Source organism: Janibacter limosus (assembly GCF_004295485.1).
GTDB lineage: Bacteria > Actinomycetota > Actinomycetes > Actinomycetales > Dermatophilaceae > Janibacter > Janibacter limosus_A.
In genome coordinates this window covers 1,639,537-1,658,975 of the sequence record NZ_CP036164.1, presented here as the reverse complement: position 1 = coordinate 1,658,975, position 19,439 = coordinate 1,639,537, and the positions used below count along the sequence as shown (strand labels likewise).

Sequence of the window (19,439 nt, the reverse complement as noted above, 5' to 3'; positions counted from 1 at the left end):
ATCAACCACGCTCCCAGAAGCTCGGGCCGACAGGTTCCTGGAAGGGCTGCTCGGCGATGAGGTAACCCTCGCTGTCGACGGCGATCTTCAGCTGCGGCAGGGGGTGCCCGGCAGGACCGAAGACGACCTCGCAGTCGTTGGTCACGTCGAAGGTGGACTGGTGACAGGGGCAGAGCAGGTGGTGCGTGGTCTGCTCGTAGAGGCCGACGGGGCAGCCGACGTGGGTGCACACCTTGGAGTAGGCGACGATGCCCTGGTAGCCCCACTCGCGAGCCTTGCGGCCCTTGTCGGTCTCCTGGAAGTCCGTCGGGTCCAGACGCATGAGCAGGACGGAGGCCTTGCTCATCTCGTTGAGCAGGTCGTCGCTCAGCTCGAGGAGGCCCTCGGGCTGGATGTGGTAGACGGAGCCGATGGTGACATCGCTGGGCTTGATCGGCGTGTCCTCGGGGTCACGGTGCAGGCGCAGCTTCTTGGGGTGGTACTTGCCGTCCTTGCCCTTCTCGCCGTTCCAGAAGGTCACGGAGAGGTCGTTGCGCGGCAGGGGACCGAGCGAGCCACCGAGCTGGATGAGCAGCGGCAGCGCGAAGAGACCCATCGCGGCCCCGAAGGTCGCCTTGAGCAAGGGGCGTCGCGTCAGCTGCGAGCTCTCGCCGCCGTCGAGCATGGTGTCGACGAAGCCCTGACGGTCCGCGTCGCTCGAGCGCAGCGGGTGACGCATCTCGACGATCTCGGTGTCGGGCATGAGCGTCTTGGCCCAGTGCACGGCACCCAGGCCGATGCCCAGCAGGCTGAAGGCCAGACCCAGCCCGAGGAGCAGGTTGGACAGGCTCATCTCGTTGGTGAAGGGCACCCAGACCTGGGTCTGCACGTCGACCATGAAGTAGGCAACGAGGAAGAGGACGGTGCCGAGGATCGACAGGAGGAAGAGGATCGCCACCTGACGCTCGGCGCGCTTGGCCGCCTTCTCGTCGAGGTCGGCGTTGCGCAGCACGTGGGGGGGCAGCCCGGGGTTGGCGAACCGCTCCGGGATACCGCCGGAGCCCTGCACGTGGCCCTGGTCGAGGCGTACCGGCTCGGAGCCCGTGGGCTCCTGCGGCTGTGCCCCCGTCGGGGTGTGCTCACTCATCTGTCGTCGGTCCTGTCTGTGTGGCGATGGTCAGTGTGGATCAGGCGGACTTCTGGCCGAGCCAGACGGCGATGCCCACGAGGAGGCCCAGGCCGATCGTCCAGATGAAGAGTCCCTCGGGCACCGGGCCGAGGCTGCCGAGCGGGTTGCCGCCGGGGTTGCCGGCCTCGGCCTGGGCGTCGAGATAGGCGATCACGTCGCGCTTGCCCTCGGGGGAGATGTTGGCGTCGTTGAAGACCGGCATGCTCTGCGGGCCCGTCTCCATTGCCTCGTAGATGTACTTGCCCGTCACGCCCTGGACGGACGGGGCGTCCTTGCCACGAGTCAGGGCGCCACCGGCACCGGCGCTGTTGTGGCACATGGCGCAGTTGACGCGGAAGATCTGGCCACCCTTGCCCGGGTCGCCCTTGGATGCGTCGGTGTACTCGGAGTCGGGCACGGCGGGACCGGGGCCGAGCGAGGCGACGTAGGCGGCGATGTCGGAGATCTCGTCCTGCGAGAACTTGACCTGGCCGCCGGCCTTGGCCTGCACGCCGGGCTCGGTCATCGGCATCCTGCCGGTGCCCATCTGGAAGTCGACGGATGCGGCACCCACACCGGCCAGACTGGGCCCGGTCTTGTCGATGCCCAGGCCGTTGGCGCCGTGGCAGGTCGCGCAGTTGGCAATGAAGAGCTTCTTGCCGTTGGCCGCGCTGTTGGCAGCGGTCACCGACGCCTCGGCCTGCTTGGGCGCCATCGCGGCATAGGCAGTGCCGGTCACGAAGAGGCCGAGCATGAGCAGCAGCGCAATCGCCGCAGGGTGACGGCGAGAGAGGGTGGGCATAGCGAGTCCTGTCCTCTTGGGGCGGGGGGAGCGGGGCGAGGGGCGACGCATCAGGATCATCCCAGGAGGTAGATCGCCGCGAAGAGCGCGATCCACACGACGTCGACGAAGTGCCAGTAGTACGAGGTGACGACGGCACCGGTCTGCTGGGCGTGGCTGTAGTCACGGGTGGTGTAGGTACGGCCGATGATCAGCAGGAAGGCGATCAGCCCGCCCGTGACGTGGATGCCGTGCAGTCCCGTGGTCAGGTAGAAGATCGAGGACCAGGAGTCCGTCGAGATCGTCACGCCCTCGCTGACGAGCGTGGCGTACTCGAGGACCTGACCCGAGACGAAGATCGCGCCGAAGATGTAGGTGAGGACGTACCACTCACGCATGCCCCAGCCGGCGACGTTGAGCAGGGAGCCCGTACGCGACTTCTGCCCGTGCTCGGCCTTGAGGACGCCCAGCTGGCACCACACCGACGAGACCACGAGGATCAGGGTGTTGGCGGCCGCGAAGGGCACGTTGAGCATCTCGATGTTGTGCTCCCACAGGTCGGGTCGCATCGACCGGACCGTGAAGAAGATCGCGAAGAGCCCGGCGAAGAACATCAGCTCGCTGGACAGCCAGACGATGGTGCCGACAGACACCATGTTGGGTCGGCTGACCGGACCCATGGAGGGGTCTACGACAGAGTGCCCGGACACGTTTGAAGGCAGGGAGGTTGCAGTGGCCACGGGCCCATTATGTCCATAAGGCGACGCGGTTGTGCGCCACCCCCCTCCGCGAGTCTCGTGAGCCCCCTCACCGCTACGATCTTGGCCATGACCGGTACCCCCCAGCAGACTCCCTCCGCCCCTGCGTCCAACGCGCTCGTCGGGGCCGGGGCACGCGACGTCGTGTCGGTGCAGATCCTCCTGCACAGCGACAACATCACCACGCGGGACGTCGTGCGTGCGGCCATCGGCCGTCGCCCTGCCAAGGACGTCGAGATCGCGGGGTGGCGTGAGTGTGCGACGGCCGACGCGGTCATCGAGGCGGTCGAGGCCGGCGGGATCGACCTCCTGGTGCTCGACGGTGAGGCTGCCAAGCTCGGCGGCATGGGGCTGTGCCGTCAGCTGAAGTCCGAGATCCACGAGTGCCCGCCGGTGCTCGTCCTCACCGGTCGCCCGCAGGACGGCTGGCTGGCGACCTGGTCGATGGCCGACGCCGCGGTCCCGCACCCCCTCGACCCGATCGCCCTCGCTGACGCGGTGGCCGACCTCGCCCGAGGCGTGTCCCACCGATGACCGCGACGGGCACGCACACCTGGCCCGCCGTCCTCACCACGCTCCTCGCCGGCCGCGACCTCTCGTCGGACGAGACGTCGTGGGCCATGCGCGAGATGATGTCCGGCGACGCCGCTCCTGCGCAGATCGCCGGGTTCCTCGTGGCCCTGCGGGCGAAGGGGGAGACCGTCACCGAGCTGAGGGCCCTGGCCGACGTCATGCTCGAGCACGCGCTCCCGATCGAGGTGGCCGGGCCGACCCTGGACATCGTCGGCACCGGCGGCGACATGGCCGGCACGGTCAACATCTCGACGATGGCCTCGATCTGCATCGCTGCGACCGGCGTCAGGGTCGTCAAGCACGGCAACCGCGCCTCGTCGTCGAAGTCCGGCTCCGCTGACGTCCTCGAGGCGCTCGGGGTCGACCTCTCCCTTCCTCCCGAGGCGGTCACGAGCGTCGCCGAGCTCGCGGGCATCACCTTCTGCTTCGCCCAGACCTTCCACCCCTCCTTCCGCCACACGGCGGCGCCCCGGCGCGACCTCGGGGTCGGGACGGCGCTCAACGTCCTGGGACCGATGACCAACCCGAGCCGCCCGACCTACTCGGTCGTGGGGGTCGCCGACGAGCGCGTGGCGCCCCTCATGGCCGGGGTCTTCGCCGACCGGCGGACGGATGCCCTGGTCTTCCGCGGGGACGACGGCCTCGACGAGCTGACGGTCGCGGACTCCTCGCACGTGTGGTGGGTTGCCGGTGGCCGGGTCAGCGAGCTCGACCTGTCGCCGGAGGAGGTGGGTCTGCAGCGCAGCCCGCTGGACTCCCTTCGCGGTGGGGACGCAGCGGTCAACGCCGAGGTCGCCCGGCGGCTGTTCGCCGGTGACACCGGTCCCGTGCGGGACGCCGTGGTGCTCAACGCGGGTGCGGCGGTCGCCCTGGCGCAGTCCGGTGCGCGGCTGCCCGCCGACCCTGTCGCGGCGATCCGCGCCGGGATGGACACGGTCGAGGCGGTCTTGGACTCGGGCCAGGCCGCCCAGCAGCTCGAGCGCTGGGTGCACGCCACCCGGGACGCCACCCCTGCCTGAGGGGCACACGCAGCAAGAGCGCATCTCCCCAAGGTCGCGCGCAGGGGAGAGCGCATTTCCTTAAGGTCGTGCGCACGGGAGAGCGCATTTCCTTAAGGTCGTGCGCAGGGGAGAGCGCATCTCCTTAAGGTCGTGCGCAGGGAGAGCGCATCTCCTTAAGGTCGTGCGCAGGGGAGAGCGCATCTCCTTAAGGTCGTGCGCAGGGGAGAGCGCATCTCCTTAAGGTCGTGCGCAGGTTGAGCGCATCTCCCTGAGGTCGTGCGCTCTACTCCAGGCCGATGCTGAAGGCCGCGTCGAGGTCGTGCTTGCTGTAGGCGCGGAAGGCGATCTGGGTCGAGGTGTCGACGATGCCGTCGACCTTGTTGAGCCGACCGGCGATGACGTCGTCGAGGTCCTCGTGCTGGTGCACGCGCACCATCGCGATCAGGTCGGCGTCCCCGGCGACGGAGTAGACCTCGCTGACGCCGTCGATGCCGGCGACGGTCTCGGCCACCTCGGGGATGCGTGCGGTCTCGGCGTGGATGAGGACGATGGCAGTGATCACGAGGCCCAGCCTAGAGCAGGCGCCAGCTCTTGGTGGGCGGCTGCTGCGCCGCCGACGGGACAGGTCCACTCGCCCTCGATGTCGACGAGCCGGGTCCCCTCGGCCTCGAGCCAGCGCAGGACGAGCTCGGTCTCCTCGGGCAGGGCGCTGGTGCCCGGTCCGGTCGGTGGAGCGACGACCTCGGCGCAGGCGCGCAGCGCGGCCACATAGGGCATCGGGTCGGCGCCGACGGGGGAGTGCGAGCTGCCGGCGAGGCGTCCGTGGCGCACGCAGACCAGGTCCCAGCCCCCTCGCGGCGTACGGCGGGCGGCGATGATCTCGCTCGCCTCGCGCACCGGAGTCGCCCGCTGGCTGCGCGACGTGGCCCGTACGAGGGAGCCGAGCCGGTCACGCAGGGCAGCTGCCTCCTCGTAGCGCTCGCCCTCGGAGAGCGCGTGCAGGCGCTCCCGCACGGCGGCCACGGCCGGACGTGAGTCGCCGACGAGGACGCGCACGGCGTCGGCCACGGTCACGGCGTAGTCCTCGACGGCCACGGCTCCCGTGCACGGAGCCGCGCAGCGGCCCATGTCGGCGAGGGCGCACGCCGAGGTCGGGCGGGTGGGGGACAGGCGGGTGAGGCACTGCCGCAGCGGGACCGCGTCGTACAACGCGGCCGCGGCGTCCTCGGCCGATCGACGGGTGCCGAAGGGGCCCGCGTAGGCCAGGTCGTCGGGGCCGAGGGAGCGGACGATCGACAGCCGGGGGAAGACCTCGTCGGTGAGCTTGAGCCACCACACCTTGTCGGGGTGGCGCGAGCGACGGTTGTAGCGCGGCTGGTGCTGGGCGATCAGCCGCAGCTCGCGCACCTGGGCCTCGAGGGTCGTCGCGCACACGATCGGTGTGATCTCGGTGGCCAGACGCACCATCTCGCCCATGCGGCGGCGTTGCTCGGAGGCCGTGAAGTAGTTGCGGGCCCGCGCGCGGATGTCGACCGAGGTGCCGACGTAGAGCGCCTCGCCGCGCTCGTCCTTGAAGACGTAGACCCCGGGCGCAGACGGCAGACCGTCGGCCAGGTGGCGCTTGCGGCGCAGCTCGTCACTGACCCGCGAGCTGTAGGAGCTCAGCTCCTCGAGCGTGTCGACGCCGACCGAGCCGAGCCGGCCGATCAGGCCGTGCAGGACGTCGACGGTCGCCCGGGCATCGTGCAGGGCCCGGTGATCGGGCGTCGTCGCCGCGCCGAAGTGGCGGGCGAGGGTCCCCAGCTTGTGGTTGGCGACCTCGTCGCGAGAGACGACCTGGCGCGCCAGCCGCACGGTGTCGAGCACGGCGGGACCGGGCCAGCGCAGGTCGTGGGCTGCGCAGGCCGCCTTGAGGAAGCCGATGTCGAAGCCTGCGTTGTGCGCGACGAGGACCGCGCCCTTGGCGAACTCGAGGAAGCTGGCCACCGCCTCGGCGGTGCGAGGCGCGTCGCGGACCATCGAGTCGGTGATGCCGGTGAGCGACTGGATGAAGGCGGGGATCGGCTCGCCCGGGTTGACGAAGGTCTGCAGCTCGCCGAGCTCGACACCCCCGCGCACCTTGACCGCGCCGATCTCGGTGATGCCGCAGTCGCGAGGGGAGCCACCCGTGGTCTCGAGGTCGACCACGACGAAGGTGACCTCGGCCAGTGGTGTGCCGAGATCACCGAGTCTGTCCTGGACGATCTCCATGTCGACGACCGTAGGCGGGGCCACCGACAACGACCGGGAGGCGCGGCGTGGCAGCCTGAGCCCATGCGATCGATGGACGACCTGGCCGACGTGCGCGACTTCTACCGTGACTTCGCCGACCGCGAGGCGAAGGGGGAGTCCCTCACCTTCGAGAGGTGGGCGGCCGGAGTGGCGCAGGACCCGGAGGTCCTGGCGCTCCTGTCCGGGTTGCCGGTGCCCAAGCGCCAGCCCAACCTTGTCTTCGCCGCCGCGCGATGGCACGGGGCGGCGACGCCCTCGGACCCCGACTACGCCGACCTGCGCACCGTCCTGCTCGAGGACTGGCCGGCCGTCCGCGAGACGATCCTCGAGCGCTCCACCCAGACCAACGAGGTCGGACGATGCGCCACGCTGCTCCCGGTGCTGGCCGGCCTCGAGGGCCCGCTCGCGCTCATCGAGGTCGGCGCCAGCGCCGGGCTGTGCCTGCACCCCGACCGCTGGTCCTACCGCTACCTCGACGAGTCGGGCGCCCAGATCTCCCGTCTCGACCCGGCGGCCGGGGCCTCCCGGGTCGTGCTCGACTGCAGCGTGCGAGGACCGGCCCCGCTGCCCACGGCGCTGCCCGAGGTCGTCCACCGCGGCGGGGTGGACCTCAACCCGCTCGACCTGTCGGTCGGTGACACCGCCGACTGGTTGCAGACGCTCGTGTGGCCCGAGCACGAGGACCGTCGGGCGCGTCTGGCGGCCGCCTGCGAGGTCGTTGCCGACGAGCCCGTGGACATCATCCGAGGGGACCTGCTCACCGGCCTCGACGAGGCCGTGGCGCGAGCCCGTGAGGCAGCGCCCGGGGCGACGGTCGTCATCTTCCACTCGGCCGTCATCGCCTACCTGGACGAAGGGGGCCGCGACCGCTGGCCCGGCATCGTCGGGGCAGTGGTGGACCGGGTCCGCGACGACGGTGGCCGGGCCCACTGGATCAGCAACGAGGGCGCCGGGGTCCTGCCGGGCGTGAGCGCGAGCGCCGGGTGCGAGCAGACCGGGTCGGACTTCTGCCTCGCCCTGGACGGTCAGGCACTGGGGTGGACCCACGGGCACGGGCGGCACCTCGGCTGTTGCTGAGCTGCGAGGCGCGAGATCCGCAGGCGTGACCACCCCGGTGCCTGCGGCCGGGTGGGCTGTCGGGGGTGGCTCCTAGCGTTGTGGGTGCCGGGACGGACCCGGCGACGACGAGGAGGTGACGGACATGGCCCGTCGACCCGGAGCACCACTGACGATCGACTGCGGCACCTGCCCGGTCCAGCACGTCGGCTGCGCCGACTGCATGGTGACCGCGCTCGGATCGCAGTCGGCCCTTCCTGACCCGGGGCTGGCGACGCAGCTGCCCCTGGACCGTCGCGAGCGCGAGGTCGTCTCGCGCCTGATCACCGCCGGTCTGGTGAGTGCCGAGACGGCGAACGAGGCCCGTGCGGTGCACGAGCCTCGTTCGGGGTACGACGAGCTGAGGAGGTTCGCGGGCTGAGCCCGCACCCGATCAGCTGCCGTAGAGGGCCTCGACCTCGTCCTCGAAGTCGCGCATGATGATGTTGCGCTTGAGCTTCAGCGAGGGGGTGAGCGTCCCGTTGTCCTCGGTGAAGTCCTCACCCAGGATCGCGAACTTGCGGATCGACTCCGCCTTCGACACGGCCTTGTTGGCGTCGTCGACAGCGCCCTGGACCTCCGCGAGGACGGCCTCGTGGGTGCGAGCCTGCTCGACGGTCAGGGAGCCGAGGCCGTTGTTGGCGGCCCAGCCCGGCAGCATCTCCTCGTCGAGCGTGACGAGCGCCGCGATGAAGGGCTTGCCGTCACCGACGACGAGGCACTGGCTGATGATCGGGTGGGCGCGCAGGCGGTCCTCGAGGACGCCCGGGGCGACGTTCTTTCCGCCCGCGGTCACGAGGATCTCCTTCTTGCGGCCGGTGATCTTCAGGTAGCCGTCCCGGTCGAGCTCACCGAGGTCGCCGGTGCGGAACCAGCCGTCCTGCAGCGCATCGAGGGTGGCCTGCTCGTTGTCGTGGTAGCCCTTGAGGATGTTGACACCCTGGATGAGGATCTCGCCGTCGTCGGCGATCCGGATGGAGACGCCGGGCAGCGGGGGACCGACGGTGCCGATCTTGACCTTCTCCGGGATGTTGACGGTCGCCGGCGCGGTGGTCTCGGTGAGGCCGTAGCCCTCGAGGATCGTGACGCCGATCCCGCGGAAGAAGTGGCCCAGGCGGGTGCCGAGCGGGGCACCGCCGGAGACGGCGTACTCGACCTTGTTGCCCATCTTGGCCCGCAGCGTGCTGTAGACGAGCTTGTCGAAGACGGCGTGCTGGACCTTGAGCTTCAGCGGGAGCTTACCGGTGTCCTGCGCCTCGGACCAGGCGATGGCGACGTCGGAGGCGCGAGCGAAGATCTTGCCCTTGCCGCCGGCGGTGGCGGTCTCGTTGGCCTTGTTGTAGATCTTCTCGAAGACCCGGGGCACCGCGAGGATGAAGGTCGGCTGGAAGGCCTGGAAGTCGTCGAGGATGTTGGCGATGTCCGCGCTGTGGCCCATCCGGCGGTTGGCCGTGATGGCCAGGACCTGGATGAAGCGGGCGAAGACGTGCGCCAGCGGCAGGAAGAGGAGGGTCGAGGCGTCGTCCTTGTTGAGCACGTCGCCGAGCTTGGCGATGGTGTTCTCCGACAGGCCGAGGAAGTTCTCGTGCGTCAGCTCGCAGCCCTTGGGGCGACCCGTGGTGCCGGAGGTGTAGATGATCGTGGCGACCGAGTCGCGGTTCTGGGCGTCGATGCGCTCCTGCAGCTGCTCGTCGGTGACGGCGGCACCGGCGGCAGTGAGCGTGTCGAGGTCACCGTTGTCGATGACGAAGACCTTCTCGAGTGTGCTGACGCTGGCGTTGGCCTCCTCGGCGACGGAGGCGTGCTTGGTGGTCTCGACGACGAGGATGCTGGTCCCGGAGTCCTTGACGATCCACTCGACCTGCTCGGCGGAGCTCGTCTCGTAGATCGGCACCGGGACACCACCGGCGGTCCACGTGGCGAAGTCGAGGACGGTCCACTCGTAGCGGGTGCGGGCCATGATCGCCAGCCGGTCGCCGACCCCCAGACCCTGGGCGATCAGTCCCTTGGCGAGGGCGCGGACGTCCTCGTCGAACTGGGCAGCGGTGATGTCACGCCAGGCGCCCTGCTCCTTCACGGTGAAGGCCACCCGCTGGGGGTCCTTGCCCGCATTACGACCCGGCAGGTCCGCCAGGGAGTCGTTGGGGTCGCCCTCGATGAGTCTGGGCATCACGCTGTCGTTCACGGGATCTCCTTCGTTCGCCGTCCGCTCAGCCTCGGCCGGAGGCTGGCTCGCGCACGAGACTACCTGTGGCCCTTGACGGCTGGCCCCGTCGAGGTCGTGACGGTGACCATAGTCTTGATCGACGTCCCCATCGCCCTCGAGAGGTTCTCGTGCTCCGTCATCGCAGGCCCGTCGTCGACATCGTCGACGAGACCTTCCTTCGCGCCGACCCGCAGACCGTGCGCGCCGAGCTCGACGCCCCCGGGCTGCTCGACCGGCTGTGGCCGGGCCTGCAGCGGGAGCTCGTGCAGGACCGAGGGGCGAAGGGGGTGCGCTGGCGGTGCTCGGGCGACGTCGAGGGCCGCCTGGAGGTCTGGTTGGAGGCGTCGGGCGGGGGGACGATCGTCCACCACTTCGTCCACGGTCACGGTCAGGGCTCGCCGTCCCGGTGGACCAGAGCCCATCGCCGCGCGTGGAAGCAGGGGCTCAACGAGATCAAGGATCGTCTCGAGGGTCGTTCGCGATAGTGTCGCCCGCATGGCCGACAGCACCCGCTCCAGCATCGTCGTCGACGCCTCGCCCGGCGAGGTCCTCGACATCATCGCCGACCTCGAGGCCTACCCGGACTGGGCCAAGGAGATCAAGAAGGTCGAGATCCTCTCCGAGGACGGTGACGGGTGGCCCGACCAAGCGGTCTTCACCCTCGACGCCGGGGCCATCAAGGACACCTACACGCTCGACTACGCGTGGGACGTCGAGGAGGACGGGGTCGGCGTCGCGTCGTGGACCCTCGTCTCCGCGACGATGCTCAAGGCGATGGACGGCTCGTACACCCTGGTGGCGAAGGGGGACGGTACCGAGGTGACCTACGAGCTCACCGTGGACGTCAAGGTCCCGATGCTCGGCATGCTCAAGCGCAAGGCCGAGAAGGTCATCGTCGACACGGCGCTTCGCGACCTCAAGAAGCACGCCGAAGCCTGAGGACCGTGCGAGCCCACCTCGTCGTCGGAGGAGGCGACCAGAGCAGCGCCGTGACCGCCGAGCTCGCGGCCGCGCTGCGGCCCCGTCACCCGATCGCGCGTCCCTCCCTCCTCGACTTCCCCGTCGACCCCGTCGTCCTCGCGATCGAGACCCACCTGGACCGGGTGCTGGCTGCCCTCGACCTGCCTGCTCCGGTGGTGGCCGACCTCATCGCCACCATCCTGCCGAGGGACCTGCCACAGCTGCTGCGCCTGGCGCGCGAGATCGACCAGGTCCACCGGTCCGGTCACGAGCTGGTCGTCGACGTCGACGTCGAGGTCGCTCGGCTGCTCGACGTCCCGCAGCGCGTCGCTCGCGCCTTCGCCGCCTTCGTCCCCGTCGTCGGCCGGTGGGAGGTCCTCGTCGCCCCGGAGGGCATCGGCGCGCTGCCCATGCCCGACCTGCCGCTCCTCGACGCCCTGCGTGAGGGGGCCGAGCTGCTCGAGGGACTCGACCGTGCCCTGGCCGACCCGATGACGACCAGCCTCCACCTGGCCGCCCCCGACGGGCCCGTCGGGGCCGCCCGACGCGCCGACGCCGAGGTGCTGCTGGCCCTCATGGGCCGCACGCTCACCGCGGTCCACCCCCTGGGCGGCGCCGGCGTCGAGTACCTGCCGACGCCCGCACCCGACGCCGGCCCCCGGGTCGAGCGTGAGGAGGGTCGCTGGCTCCTGCGGATCGATGTCCCCGGCGTGCGCGCCCCGGATCTGGAGCTCGTCCGCCACGAGGACGAGCTCGTCCTCGGCTGCGCCGGCCGCACGCGGCGGGTGCTGCTCCCTTCGGCCCTGCGACGCTGCGAGATCGAGCGTGCCGGGGTCGCCGACGGGGTGCTGACCCTGACGATGACGCCCGACCCGGCGGTGTGGCCCCGTGGCTGACCACAGCGAGCCGCCCGGGGGCCCCGAGGAGATCGTCGTCCAGCTGCTGCGGGTGCTCTCCGAGGTCGACCTCGAGTCACTCGGCGACGACCTGCGCGGCCTGGACACGGCCACGACCCAGCGGGCCATGACCGGTGCCAGCCTCCTCGCCGAGGCGCTGACCCGCGCCACCCTGGGGTCGCAGGGCGTGGCCGGCGCCCTCGGGAGCGAGTTCGGCGGACCGCCCAGCCACGTGCCGCTCCGCGAGCGCGGGCAGCGGATCACGATCCACGACGACGAGGTCGCGTCGGCGACCACCGACGCGAGCGAGGCCTGATGGACGAGTACGACGACACCCCCACTGCCATCGGCATCGACATCGGCGGGACCAAGATCGCCGGCGCCCTCGTCGACGGGGCCGGGCGGATCACCCACCGTGAGCAGGTGGCGACCCCGGCGGACGACACCACGGCCATCATCGAGGCCACGGCCACCCTCGTCACCACCCTGACGGAGGCGGCCGAGGGGCCGGTCGAGGGGATCGGCATCGCCTGTGCGGCCTTCGTCGACGCCCGCGCGGGCCATGTCTGGTTCGCACCCAACCTGCCGTGGCGCGACCTCGACCTCGCTGCCGAGGTCGCCTCCCGCGTGGACCGCGAGGTCGTCGTCGAGAACGACGCCAATGCGGCCGCCTGGGGTGAGTACCGGTTCGGCGCCGGCAGCGACTGCGACGACATGCTCCTGGTGACGGTCGGGACCGGCGTCGGCGGCGGCTGCATCAACGACGACCGCCTCGTGCGGGGGGCCTTCGGCATCGGTGGCGAGGTCGGGCACATCGTCCTCGACCCGAGCGGCCCCCGGTGCGGGTGCGGCAACGCCGGCTGCCTCGAGGTCTTCGCCTCCGGGACGGCGCTCGTGCGCAACGCCCGCGAGCTCGTCACCTCGCCCTCGCCCCTCGGTGAGGCCCTGCGCGCACGCTGCGGCGGGGACCCTGACGCCCTGACCGGTCACGACATCACCGAGCTCGCCCGCGAGGGTGACGGCGCCAGCATCGAGCTGCTCGACGAGCTGGGTACCCGTCTCGGACAAGGGATCGCGTCCATCTGCGCCGTGCTCGACCCGGGCCGCATCGCCATCGGCGGCGGGGTCGCCGACGCCGGCGACCTGCTCATCGGTCCGACCCGGACCGCCTTCGCCAAGCACCTCATCGGCCGGGGCCACCGCCCTTCGCCCGAGATCGTCCCCGCCACCCTCGGCAACGACGCAGGCATCGTCGGTGCCGCCACGATCGCCCGGGAGGGCCGCGCATGAGCACGAGCATCGGTATCGACATCGGCGGGACCAAGGTCTCCGGCGGCGTCCTCGACGAGGACGGCCGCATCCTCGTGCGCACGCGCCGCGACACCCCGGACCGGTCCAACGCCCCCCGGGTCGTCGAGGACACCATCGTCGAGGTCATCGAGGAGCTGCTCGTCCAGGCCGACGTCGAGGGCGTCGAGCGTCCGGCGACGGTGGGTGTCGGCGCGGCCGGCTTCGTCGCGGCGGACCGCTCGACCGTCGTCTTCGCCCCGCACCTCTCGTGGCGCAACGAGCCGCTGCGCGAGGCGCTCGGCAAGCGCCTCGACCTGCCGATCTCCATCGACAACGACGCCAATGCGGCACTGTGGGCCGAGCACCGCTTCGGTGCGGCACGCGGCGCCAGCCATGCCGTGATGATCACGCTCGGGACGGGTATCGGGGGAGCGATCCTCGTCGGCGGCCACCTGGTGCGCGGTCGCTACGGCATCGCCGGCGAGTTCGGCCACATGCAGGTCGTGCCCGGCGGCCAGCGCTGCGAGTGCGGCAACCGCGGCTGCTGGGAGCAGTACTCCTCGGGCAATGCCCTCGTGCGCGAGGCCCGCGGCCTGGCCATGGCCAACTCGCCGATGGCGACCGACCTGCTCGCCCACGTCGGTGGCGACCCGGCCTCGCTCACCGGCCCGATGATCACCGAGGCCGCGCGCCACGGTGACGCCACCGCCACCGAGCTGCTCGCCGAGATCGGTCACTGGCTCGGGGTGGGCATCGCCAACCTCGCGGCCGCCATCGACCCCGAGGTCTTCGTCATCGGCGGTGGCGTGAGCGCGGCCGGGGACCTGCTCCTCGGACCGGCCCGCGACACCTTCGCCCGACAGCTGCCCGGTCGTGGCTACCGGCCGGCCGCCACGATCGTCGCGGCGCGCTTCGGCCCGGACGCGGGGCTCATCGGAGCGGCCGCGCTGGGGGCCGAGGAGCAGATGTGACCCTGCGCGTCGCCTCGTACAACCTGCGCGCGCTCCAGGACGACGTCGCGGCGCTGGCGCGGACGGTCCGCGTCATCGACCCCGACGTGCTGTGCCTGCAGGAGGTGCCGTGGATCGGGCCGACCAACCACCGCATCGCCGACTTCGCCCAGCGGTGCGGCCTGGTGTGGTCCGGCCGCAGCCAGCGCGCCGGCCAGACGAGCGTCCTGACCAACCAGCGCACCAATGTCCTGTCGGTGACCCACCACCGGCTGCCCACCCGGTCCTGGCGCGACCGGCGAGGCTTCGCGGTCACCCGGGTCGCTCCCTTCGGCCGTACGTCCGTCTCGATCGCGAGCGTGCACCTGAGTCTCGACGCCGACGAGCGGCTCGCCCACGCCCGGCAGATCATGGAGCGGCTCGCGGCCGTCCCGGGGCCGGCGCTGCTCGCCGGTGACCTCAACGAGCAGTCCGACGGCGCTGCCTGGCAGCTCTTCGGCTCGTCGATGCGGCCGATCAGCCCACTGGTCCCGACCTACCCGTCCGCGTCGCCCGACCGGGTGCTCGACGTCGTCTTCGCCACGCCGGACGTGACGGTGCTGCCGCACCGGGAGGTGCCGTGGGTGTGGGAGGACCTCAAGGCCGCCACCGACCACCGGCCGGTGTGGGTCGACATCGAGACCTCCCCCCTGCCCGACCCGTCGGTGCCGCGCTCCGGGGAGTGAGCGACGGACTCAGACGCGCGCGCCGTTGGTGGGGTCGTCGTCGCGGTCCTGCGGCTGGCGGATGACCAGGCAGACGAAGCCGCCGATGATCGACGCGACGACGAGGAAGGTCACCCAGCTGCCGACATAGGGGCGGGCGATGGCCAGCCAGAGCAGGCCGAGGATCCCCAGACCCAGGCCCAGGAGCGCACCCCAGAAGAGCCGGTCCGTCGAGGGCGGCAGGGGAGCAGGCGGAGGCGGCTGGAAGCCCTCGTCGTCATCGGCCGAGCCGGGGTCGTCGTCGGAGCCCATCAGGGCATCGGCGACCGAGTTGGTCGGGTCCACCCGCCACGGGACGTCGTTGCGCTGCCGGTCGACCGGCCGAGGGGGAGGGAAGGCGCCGTGCACCCCTGCGGTGGTCTGACGAGGTCGACGCGGTGGGGTGTCGAGGGGGGCGGGCAGCCGGTCGTGGTCGGGCAGGTCCTCGTCGGGCGTCGGCTCGTCCCAGTGCGCGACCATGGCCTCGAAGGCCGCGTCGACGTCGCGGTCGTCGGGGTGCTGCCGCTCGGTCATCTGCTCATCCATCCATCCGAGGCCGTCATCGCCTGGTGGACATCCTCGCACGTACCGTGGGCGTCGGCCTTACCGTAGAGTTCGCTGCGATCTGGAGGTGAGGCAAAGGTGCTGTACTGGTTTCTCAAGATGGTCCTCGTCGGGCCACTGCTCAAGGTGCTCTTCCGACCCAAGGTCGAGGGTGTCGAGCACATTCCTGCGGAGGGTGGGGCGATCCTCGCCAGCAACCACCTGTCCTTCTCGGACTCGATCTTCCTGCCGCTGGTGATGGAGCGTCGACTCACCTTCCTGGCCAAGTCCGACTACTTCACCGGGACGGGCGTCAAGGGATGGCTCACGGCCACCTTCTTCCGCGGGGTCGGCCAGCTGCCGATCGACCGCAGCGGCGGCAAGGCGAGCGAGGCGGCCCTGAAGACCGGGCTCAGCGTGCTCGACCGAGGTGAGCTGCTCGGCCTCTACCCCGAGGGCACCCGCTCGCCCGACTCGCGCCTCTACCGGGGTCGCACCGGGGTCGCCCGGATGGCCCTGACCGCGGGCGTCCCGGTCATCCCGGTCGCCATGATCGACACCGACAAGGCACAGCCGACCGGGCAGCTGATCCCCAACATCCGTCGCATCGGCGTCAAGATCGGCAAGCCACTGGACTTCTCCCGGTACGAGGGCATGGAGGGCGATCGCTTCGTCCTGCGCTCGATCACCGACGAGATCATGTACGAGCTGATGCAGCTGTCCGACCAGGAGTACGTCGACATGTACGCCACGTCGATGAAGGAAAAGCTGCTCACCAAGGCCAAGCGTCGGGCTCGCGAGCTGCAGGAGGCCGCGCGTCCGGGCCGGGCGGTCCCCGAGCTCGAGGACATCATCGAGCAGGGTGACAAGCCCCAGGGCAGCCCGTGGTCCGAGGACAAGGACGGGCTCTAGTCGCATGGAGGTCGACCCGGGGGAGAGCTCGCTGCGTCGGCACTACAACCCCTCGCCGCTCATCGACAGTGCCGGCGGCCGTGGGTTGGCCCTCTACCGCTTCCTCTCCCTCGGCTACGCCGCGATCCTCGTCGGCGCCCACCGTGAGCAGGTCGTGCTCTGGTGGCCGATCGTGGTCTTCGGGGTCGTCGTGCTCGCCTGGTCGATCGCCGCGCCCCTGCTGCCCCGCCCGACCAAGACGGCCGTCGCCGTCGAGCTGGTCATCGCCTGCAGCGGCATCCTCCTCACCAGCGTCGTCTACTCGGACGCCGCGGTCAGCGACGGCATCTCGACCCTGCCCGGTGTCTGGTCCGCCGCACCCGTCATGGCGGCCGCGCTGCTCTGCGAGATCCCCGGTGGGGTCGTCGCGGCCACCGTCGTCGCGGCGGCCAACCTGGTCCAGGCCGAGGAGGCCAGCCAGCTGACCTGGCACAACATCTTCCTGCTCTTCCTCCTCGGCATCCTCGTCGGCCTCGCGGTCCAGCTGGCCCGGGAGAGCCAGAAGCGGCTCGAGCGGGCCCTCGCCGTCAGCGAGCGCCTCGCCGAGCGCGAGCGCATCGGCCGCGAGGTGCACGACGGGGTCCTCCAGGCGCTGGCGATGATCAACCGCCGCGGTCGCGAGCTCGGGGGCGAAGGGAGGGTCCTGGCCGACCTCGCTGCCGACCAGGAGCGCTCCCTGCGCACCCTCATCACGCGCTTCGAGCCGGCCGCGAGTCAACCCTCCGCCTCCGGCCGCGACGAGGTCCGCGACCTCACGGCCGGGCTGGCCTCCCTTCGCTCGTCGTCGGTCGAGGTGGTCCTGCCCGCCGGGCCGGTGCGTCTGCCCGACCATGCCGCCCGGGAGGTGGAGGCGGCCGTCGCGGCCGCCCTCGACAACGTCGCCCAGCATGCCGGGCCTGACGCCAGGGCCTGGGTGCTCCTCGACGCCGACGACCGCGGGATCGAGGTCGTCGTCCGCGACAACGGCGTCGGCATCGAGTCCGACCGCCTCGTGCGCGCGGTCGAGGAGGGCCGGCTCGGCGCCAGCAGCTCGATCCGCGGTCGGATGCTCGACCTCGGAGGCGAGGCGAGCTGGCGCTCACCGTCGGGCGGGGGCACGACGGTCACGCTCAGCCTCCCGTCGTCGGACGTGGCAGGCTCCACCCCATGAGCGAGCCCACGATGCCCCTGACGGTCCTCGTCGCCGACGACCACCCGCTGTGGCGGGACGCGCTGGTACGCGATCTCGAGGAGTCCGGATTCGACATCGTCGGCACCGCGGCGGACGGGCCGTCGACCGTGCGTCGCACCAAGGCGACCGTGCCGGACGTCCTCGTCCTCGACCTCAACCTGCCGCACATGCGCGGCGACGAGGTCTGCACCGCGATCAGCGACCTGTCGACCAAGGTGCTCATCCTCTCCGCCAGCGGCGAGGAGACCGACGTGCTCGCCGCCGTCAAGGCCGGAGCGAGCGGCTACCTCGTCAAGTCGGCCTCGCCCGCCGAGATCCGCGACGCGGTGACCGCGACCGGTGCCGGGGAGGCCGTCTTCACCCCCGGGCTGGCCGGTCTGGTGCTCGGGGAGTTCCGCGAGATGAGCACCCGGGCGCGTGCCGAGCCCGAGCCGGAGGCCCAGACGCCACAGGTGCCGGAGCTGACCGAGCGCGAGACCGAGATCCTGCGCTACGTCGCGATGGGGATGACGGCCAAGGAGATCGCGGCCGACCTGGTCATCTCGCACCGGACGGTGCAGAACCACGTGCAGAACATCCTCGGCAAGCTCCACCTGCACAACCGGGTGGAGCTGACCCGCTTCGCCATCAGCCGGGGACTCGACCAGCCGGAGTGATCTCCCTTCGTCCTGTGTAGTGATCTCCCTTCGTCCTGTGAGTGGACGGGTGCAAGGGCGGTCGGGGGCGCGGCCTATCCTTGGCGGGTGACCACCGCAGTGCCCTCCTCCATGTCCCCAGCCACGATCACCAGCGACCTGCCTGCCGCGCAGCAGCCCAACTGGCCCGACCGTGCTGTCCTCGACGACGCCGTCGCGCAGCTGGCGACCTATCCACCGCTCGTCTTCGCGGGGGAGTGCGACAACCTGCGCGACCGGATGGCCGCGGCCTCCATCGGTGAGGCCTTCGTGCTCCAGGGCGGCGACTGCGCCGAGACCTTCGTCCACGCCACCGCCGACAACATCCGCGACCGGATCAAGACCGTGCTGCAGATGGCCGCCGTGCTCACCTACGGCGCGGGCATGCCCGTGATCAAGATGGGCCGGATGGCGGGCCAGTTCGCCAAGCCCCGCAGCAAGGACACCGAGACCCGCGACGGTGTGACCCTGCCGGCCTACCGCGGCGACATGGTCAACGACTTCGCCTTCACCCCCGAGTCGCGCAACCCCGACCCGGGCCGACTGCTGCGCGGATACCACACGAGCGCCGCGACGCTGAACCTCGTGCGCGCCTTCACCCAGGGCGGCTTCGCCGACCTGCGCGGGGTGCACGACTGGAATGTCGGCTTCGTCTCCAACTCCGCCAACCGTCGCTACGAGGGCCTGGCCCACGAGATCGACAAGGCGATGCGCTTCATGGCGGCCTGCGGGGTCGACTTCGAGGCGATGCGCGCGACCGAGTTCTGGTCCGCGCACGAGGCCCTGCTCCTGGACTACGAGCGGCCGATGACGCGGGTCGACTCGCGCACCGGCGACCTCTACGACACCTCGGGCCACTTCCTGTGGATCGGTGAGCGCACCCGCCAGATCGACCACGCGCACCTCGACTTCGTCAGCCGGATCCGCAACCCCATCGGGATGAAGGTCTCGGACAAGGCCGACCCCGACGAGCTGCTGCGGATCATCGACCTGCTCGACCCGCACCGCGAGCCGGGCCGCCTGACCTTCATCACCCGCATGGGCTCGGGCAAGATCCGCGACGCGATGCCCTCCATCGTGGAGAAGGTGCGTGACTCCGGCGCCATCGTCACGTGGATCTGCGACCCGATGCACGGCAACACCTTCGAGTCCGCGTCCGGCTTCAAGACGCGTGACTTCGACGACGTCGTCGACGAGGTGCGCGGCTTCTTCGAGGTGCACCGTTCGCTCGGCACCGTCCCCGGTGGTCTGCACATCGAGCTCACCGGCAACGACGTCACGGAGTGCCTCGGTGGCGCCGAGCGGATCCTCGACGCCGACCTCAACAAGCGCTACGAGAGCGTCTGCGACCCGCGTCTGAACCACCAGCAGAGCCTCGAGCTGGCCTTCCTCACCGCGGAGATGCTCAGCCAGCGCGCGTAGATCGCCG

22 protein-coding genes are annotated in these 19,439 nt (G+C 70.9%); 15 read left to right on the top strand and 7 right to left on the bottom strand.

All coding sequences use genetic code 11. From position 1 onward, the window contains the following. Position 1: 1 nt before the first annotated feature. Genes qcrA through ctaE form a run of 3 tightly spaced genes read right to left on the bottom strand, consistent with a single transcriptional unit; the run spans position 2 to position 2,608 of the window. Positions 2–1,126, bottom strand: a complete 1,125-nt coding sequence (gene qcrA / locus EXU32_RS07965) for a cytochrome bc1 complex Rieske iron-sulfur subunit (RefSeq protein WP_130629418.1) — start codon at positions 1,124–1,126, stop codon at positions 2–4. 40 nt (positions 1,127–1,166) lie between these two features. Beyond that, positions 1,167–1,949 carry a cytochrome bc1 complex diheme cytochrome c subunit gene (gene qcrC / locus EXU32_RS07960; protein WP_130629417.1) on the bottom strand — a complete coding sequence of 261 codons (783 nt, stop codon included), beginning with the start codon at positions 1,947–1,949 and terminating at the stop codon, positions 1,167–1,169. Positions 1,950–2,005: 56 nt separating this feature from the next. Beyond that, the gene (ctaE, locus tag EXU32_RS07955) at positions 2,006–2,608 is read right to left on the bottom strand and encodes an aa3-type cytochrome oxidase subunit III (protein WP_165399613.1); all 603 of its coding nucleotides are present in this window, start codon (positions 2,606–2,608) and stop codon (positions 2,006–2,008) included. 147 nt (positions 2,609–2,755) lie between these two features. On the opposite strand from ctaE, the gene EXU32_RS07950 reads away from it, so the two are divergent. Beyond that, positions 2,756–3,220 (top strand): response regulator transcription factor, encoded by a 465-nt coding sequence (locus EXU32_RS07950; RefSeq protein ID WP_130629415.1) that lies wholly within the window; start codon positions 2,756–2,758, stop codon positions 3,218–3,220. Beyond that, entirely contained in the window at positions 3,217–4,278 is a 1,062-nt protein-coding gene (gene trpD / locus EXU32_RS07945) for an anthranilate phosphoribosyltransferase (RefSeq protein ID WP_130629414.1), read from the top strand. Before EXU32_RS07950 ends, trpD begins: the two co-directional genes overlap by 4 nt. A 265-nt stretch (positions 4,279–4,543) precedes the next feature. Here trpD and EXU32_RS07940 read toward each other — a convergent pair whose 3' ends face one another. Continuing rightward, a complete protein-coding gene (locus EXU32_RS07940) occupies positions 4,544–4,822 on the bottom strand; it encodes an Lrp/AsnC family transcriptional regulator (RefSeq protein ID WP_055995983.1) in 279 nt (92 codons plus the stop codon). Then, positions 4,819–6,510, bottom strand: coding sequence for a DEDD exonuclease domain-containing protein (locus EXU32_RS07935; protein ID WP_130629413.1), 1,692 nt, complete (start codon positions 6,508–6,510; stop codon positions 4,819–4,821). Before EXU32_RS07935 ends, EXU32_RS07940 begins: the two co-directional genes overlap by 4 nt. A 63-nt stretch (positions 6,511–6,573) precedes the next feature. Between EXU32_RS07935 and EXU32_RS07930 the strand changes: the two genes are divergently transcribed. After that, complete coding sequence (locus EXU32_RS07930) at positions 6,574–7,608, top strand: DUF2332 domain-containing protein (RefSeq protein ID WP_242612929.1); 1,035 nt, start codon at positions 6,574–6,576, stop codon at positions 7,606–7,608. A gap of 124 nt (positions 7,609–7,732) precedes the next feature. Continuing rightward, positions 7,733–8,008 (top strand): hypothetical protein, encoded by a 276-nt coding sequence (locus tag EXU32_RS07925; RefSeq protein ID WP_242612928.1) that lies wholly within the window; start codon positions 7,733–7,735, stop codon positions 8,006–8,008. A 12-nt stretch (positions 8,009–8,020) separates the two neighbouring features. On the opposite strand, the gene EXU32_RS07920 is transcribed toward EXU32_RS07925, so the two are convergent. After that, positions 8,021–9,811, bottom strand: coding sequence for an AMP-dependent synthetase/ligase (locus EXU32_RS07920; protein WP_130629411.1), 1,791 nt, complete (start codon positions 9,809–9,811; stop codon positions 8,021–8,023). A 149-nt stretch (positions 9,812–9,960) separates the two neighbouring features. On the opposite strand from EXU32_RS07920, the gene EXU32_RS07915 reads away from it, so the two are divergent. Genes EXU32_RS07915 through EXU32_RS07885 form a run of 7 tightly spaced genes read left to right on the top strand, consistent with a single transcriptional unit; the run spans position 9,961 to position 14,653 of the window. Next, a complete protein-coding gene (locus EXU32_RS07915) occupies positions 9,961–10,317 on the top strand; it encodes a polyketide cyclase / dehydrase and lipid transport (RefSeq protein ID WP_130629410.1) in 357 nt (118 codons plus the stop codon). 10 nt (positions 10,318–10,327) lie between these two features. Next, on the top strand, positions 10,328–10,771 hold the full coding sequence (locus EXU32_RS07910) for an SRPBCC family protein (RefSeq protein WP_130629409.1): 444 nt from the start codon (positions 10,328–10,330) through the stop codon (positions 10,769–10,771). 5 nt (positions 10,772–10,776) lie between these two features. Beyond that, complete coding sequence (locus EXU32_RS07905; protein WP_130629408.1) at positions 10,777–11,688, top strand: ArsA family ATPase; 912 nt, start codon at positions 10,777–10,779, stop codon at positions 11,686–11,688. Beyond that, complete coding sequence (locus EXU32_RS07900) at positions 11,681–12,004, top strand: hypothetical protein (RefSeq protein WP_130629407.1); 324 nt, start codon at positions 11,681–11,683, stop codon at positions 12,002–12,004. Before EXU32_RS07905 ends, EXU32_RS07900 begins: the two co-directional genes overlap by 8 nt. Beyond that, the gene (locus EXU32_RS07895) at positions 12,004–12,978 is read left to right on the top strand and encodes an ROK family glucokinase (protein ID WP_130629406.1); all 975 of its coding nucleotides are present in this window, start codon (positions 12,004–12,006) and stop codon (positions 12,976–12,978) included. Before EXU32_RS07900 ends, EXU32_RS07895 begins: the two co-directional genes overlap by 1 nt. Further along, a complete protein-coding gene (locus EXU32_RS07890; protein ID WP_130629405.1) occupies positions 12,975–13,949 on the top strand; it encodes an ROK family glucokinase in 975 nt (324 codons plus the stop codon). Before EXU32_RS07895 ends, EXU32_RS07890 begins: the two co-directional genes overlap by 4 nt. Beyond that, positions 13,946–14,653, top strand: a complete 708-nt coding sequence (locus EXU32_RS07885) for an endonuclease/exonuclease/phosphatase family protein (RefSeq protein WP_130629404.1) — start codon at positions 13,946–13,948, stop codon at positions 14,651–14,653. Before EXU32_RS07890 ends, EXU32_RS07885 begins: the two co-directional genes overlap by 4 nt. Before the next feature lie 9 nt (positions 14,654–14,662). Here the strand turns inward: EXU32_RS07885 and EXU32_RS07880 are convergent, their stop codons facing one another. After that, positions 14,663–15,217 carry a hypothetical protein gene (locus EXU32_RS07880; protein ID WP_130629403.1) on the bottom strand — a complete coding sequence of 185 codons (555 nt, stop codon included), beginning with the start codon at positions 15,215–15,217 and terminating at the stop codon, positions 14,663–14,665. A 96-nt stretch (positions 15,218–15,313) separates the two neighbouring features. On the opposite strand from EXU32_RS07880, the gene EXU32_RS07875 reads away from it, so the two are divergent. The 4 genes from EXU32_RS07875 (at position 15,314) to EXU32_RS07860 (ending at position 19,432) form a co-directional block, all read left to right on the top strand. Beyond that, positions 15,314–16,126 (top strand): lysophospholipid acyltransferase family protein, encoded by an 813-nt coding sequence (locus EXU32_RS07875; RefSeq protein WP_130629402.1) that lies wholly within the window; start codon positions 15,314–15,316, stop codon positions 16,124–16,126. Positions 16,127–16,130: 4 nt separating this feature from the next. Beyond that, complete coding sequence (gene macS / locus EXU32_RS07870) at positions 16,131–17,315, top strand: MacS family sensor histidine kinase (protein WP_130629401.1); 1,185 nt, start codon at positions 16,131–16,133, stop codon at positions 17,313–17,315. Beyond that, on the top strand, positions 17,312–17,992 hold the full coding sequence (locus tag EXU32_RS07865) for a response regulator (protein ID WP_130629400.1): 681 nt from the start codon (positions 17,312–17,314) through the stop codon (positions 17,990–17,992). Before macS ends, EXU32_RS07865 begins: the two co-directional genes overlap by 4 nt. Positions 17,993–18,103: 111 nt before the next feature. Further along, positions 18,104–19,432, top strand: coding sequence for a class II 3-deoxy-7-phosphoheptulonate synthase (locus EXU32_RS07860; RefSeq protein WP_130631104.1), 1,329 nt, complete (start codon positions 18,104–18,106; stop codon positions 19,430–19,432). Positions 19,433–19,439 lie beyond the last annotated feature (7 nt).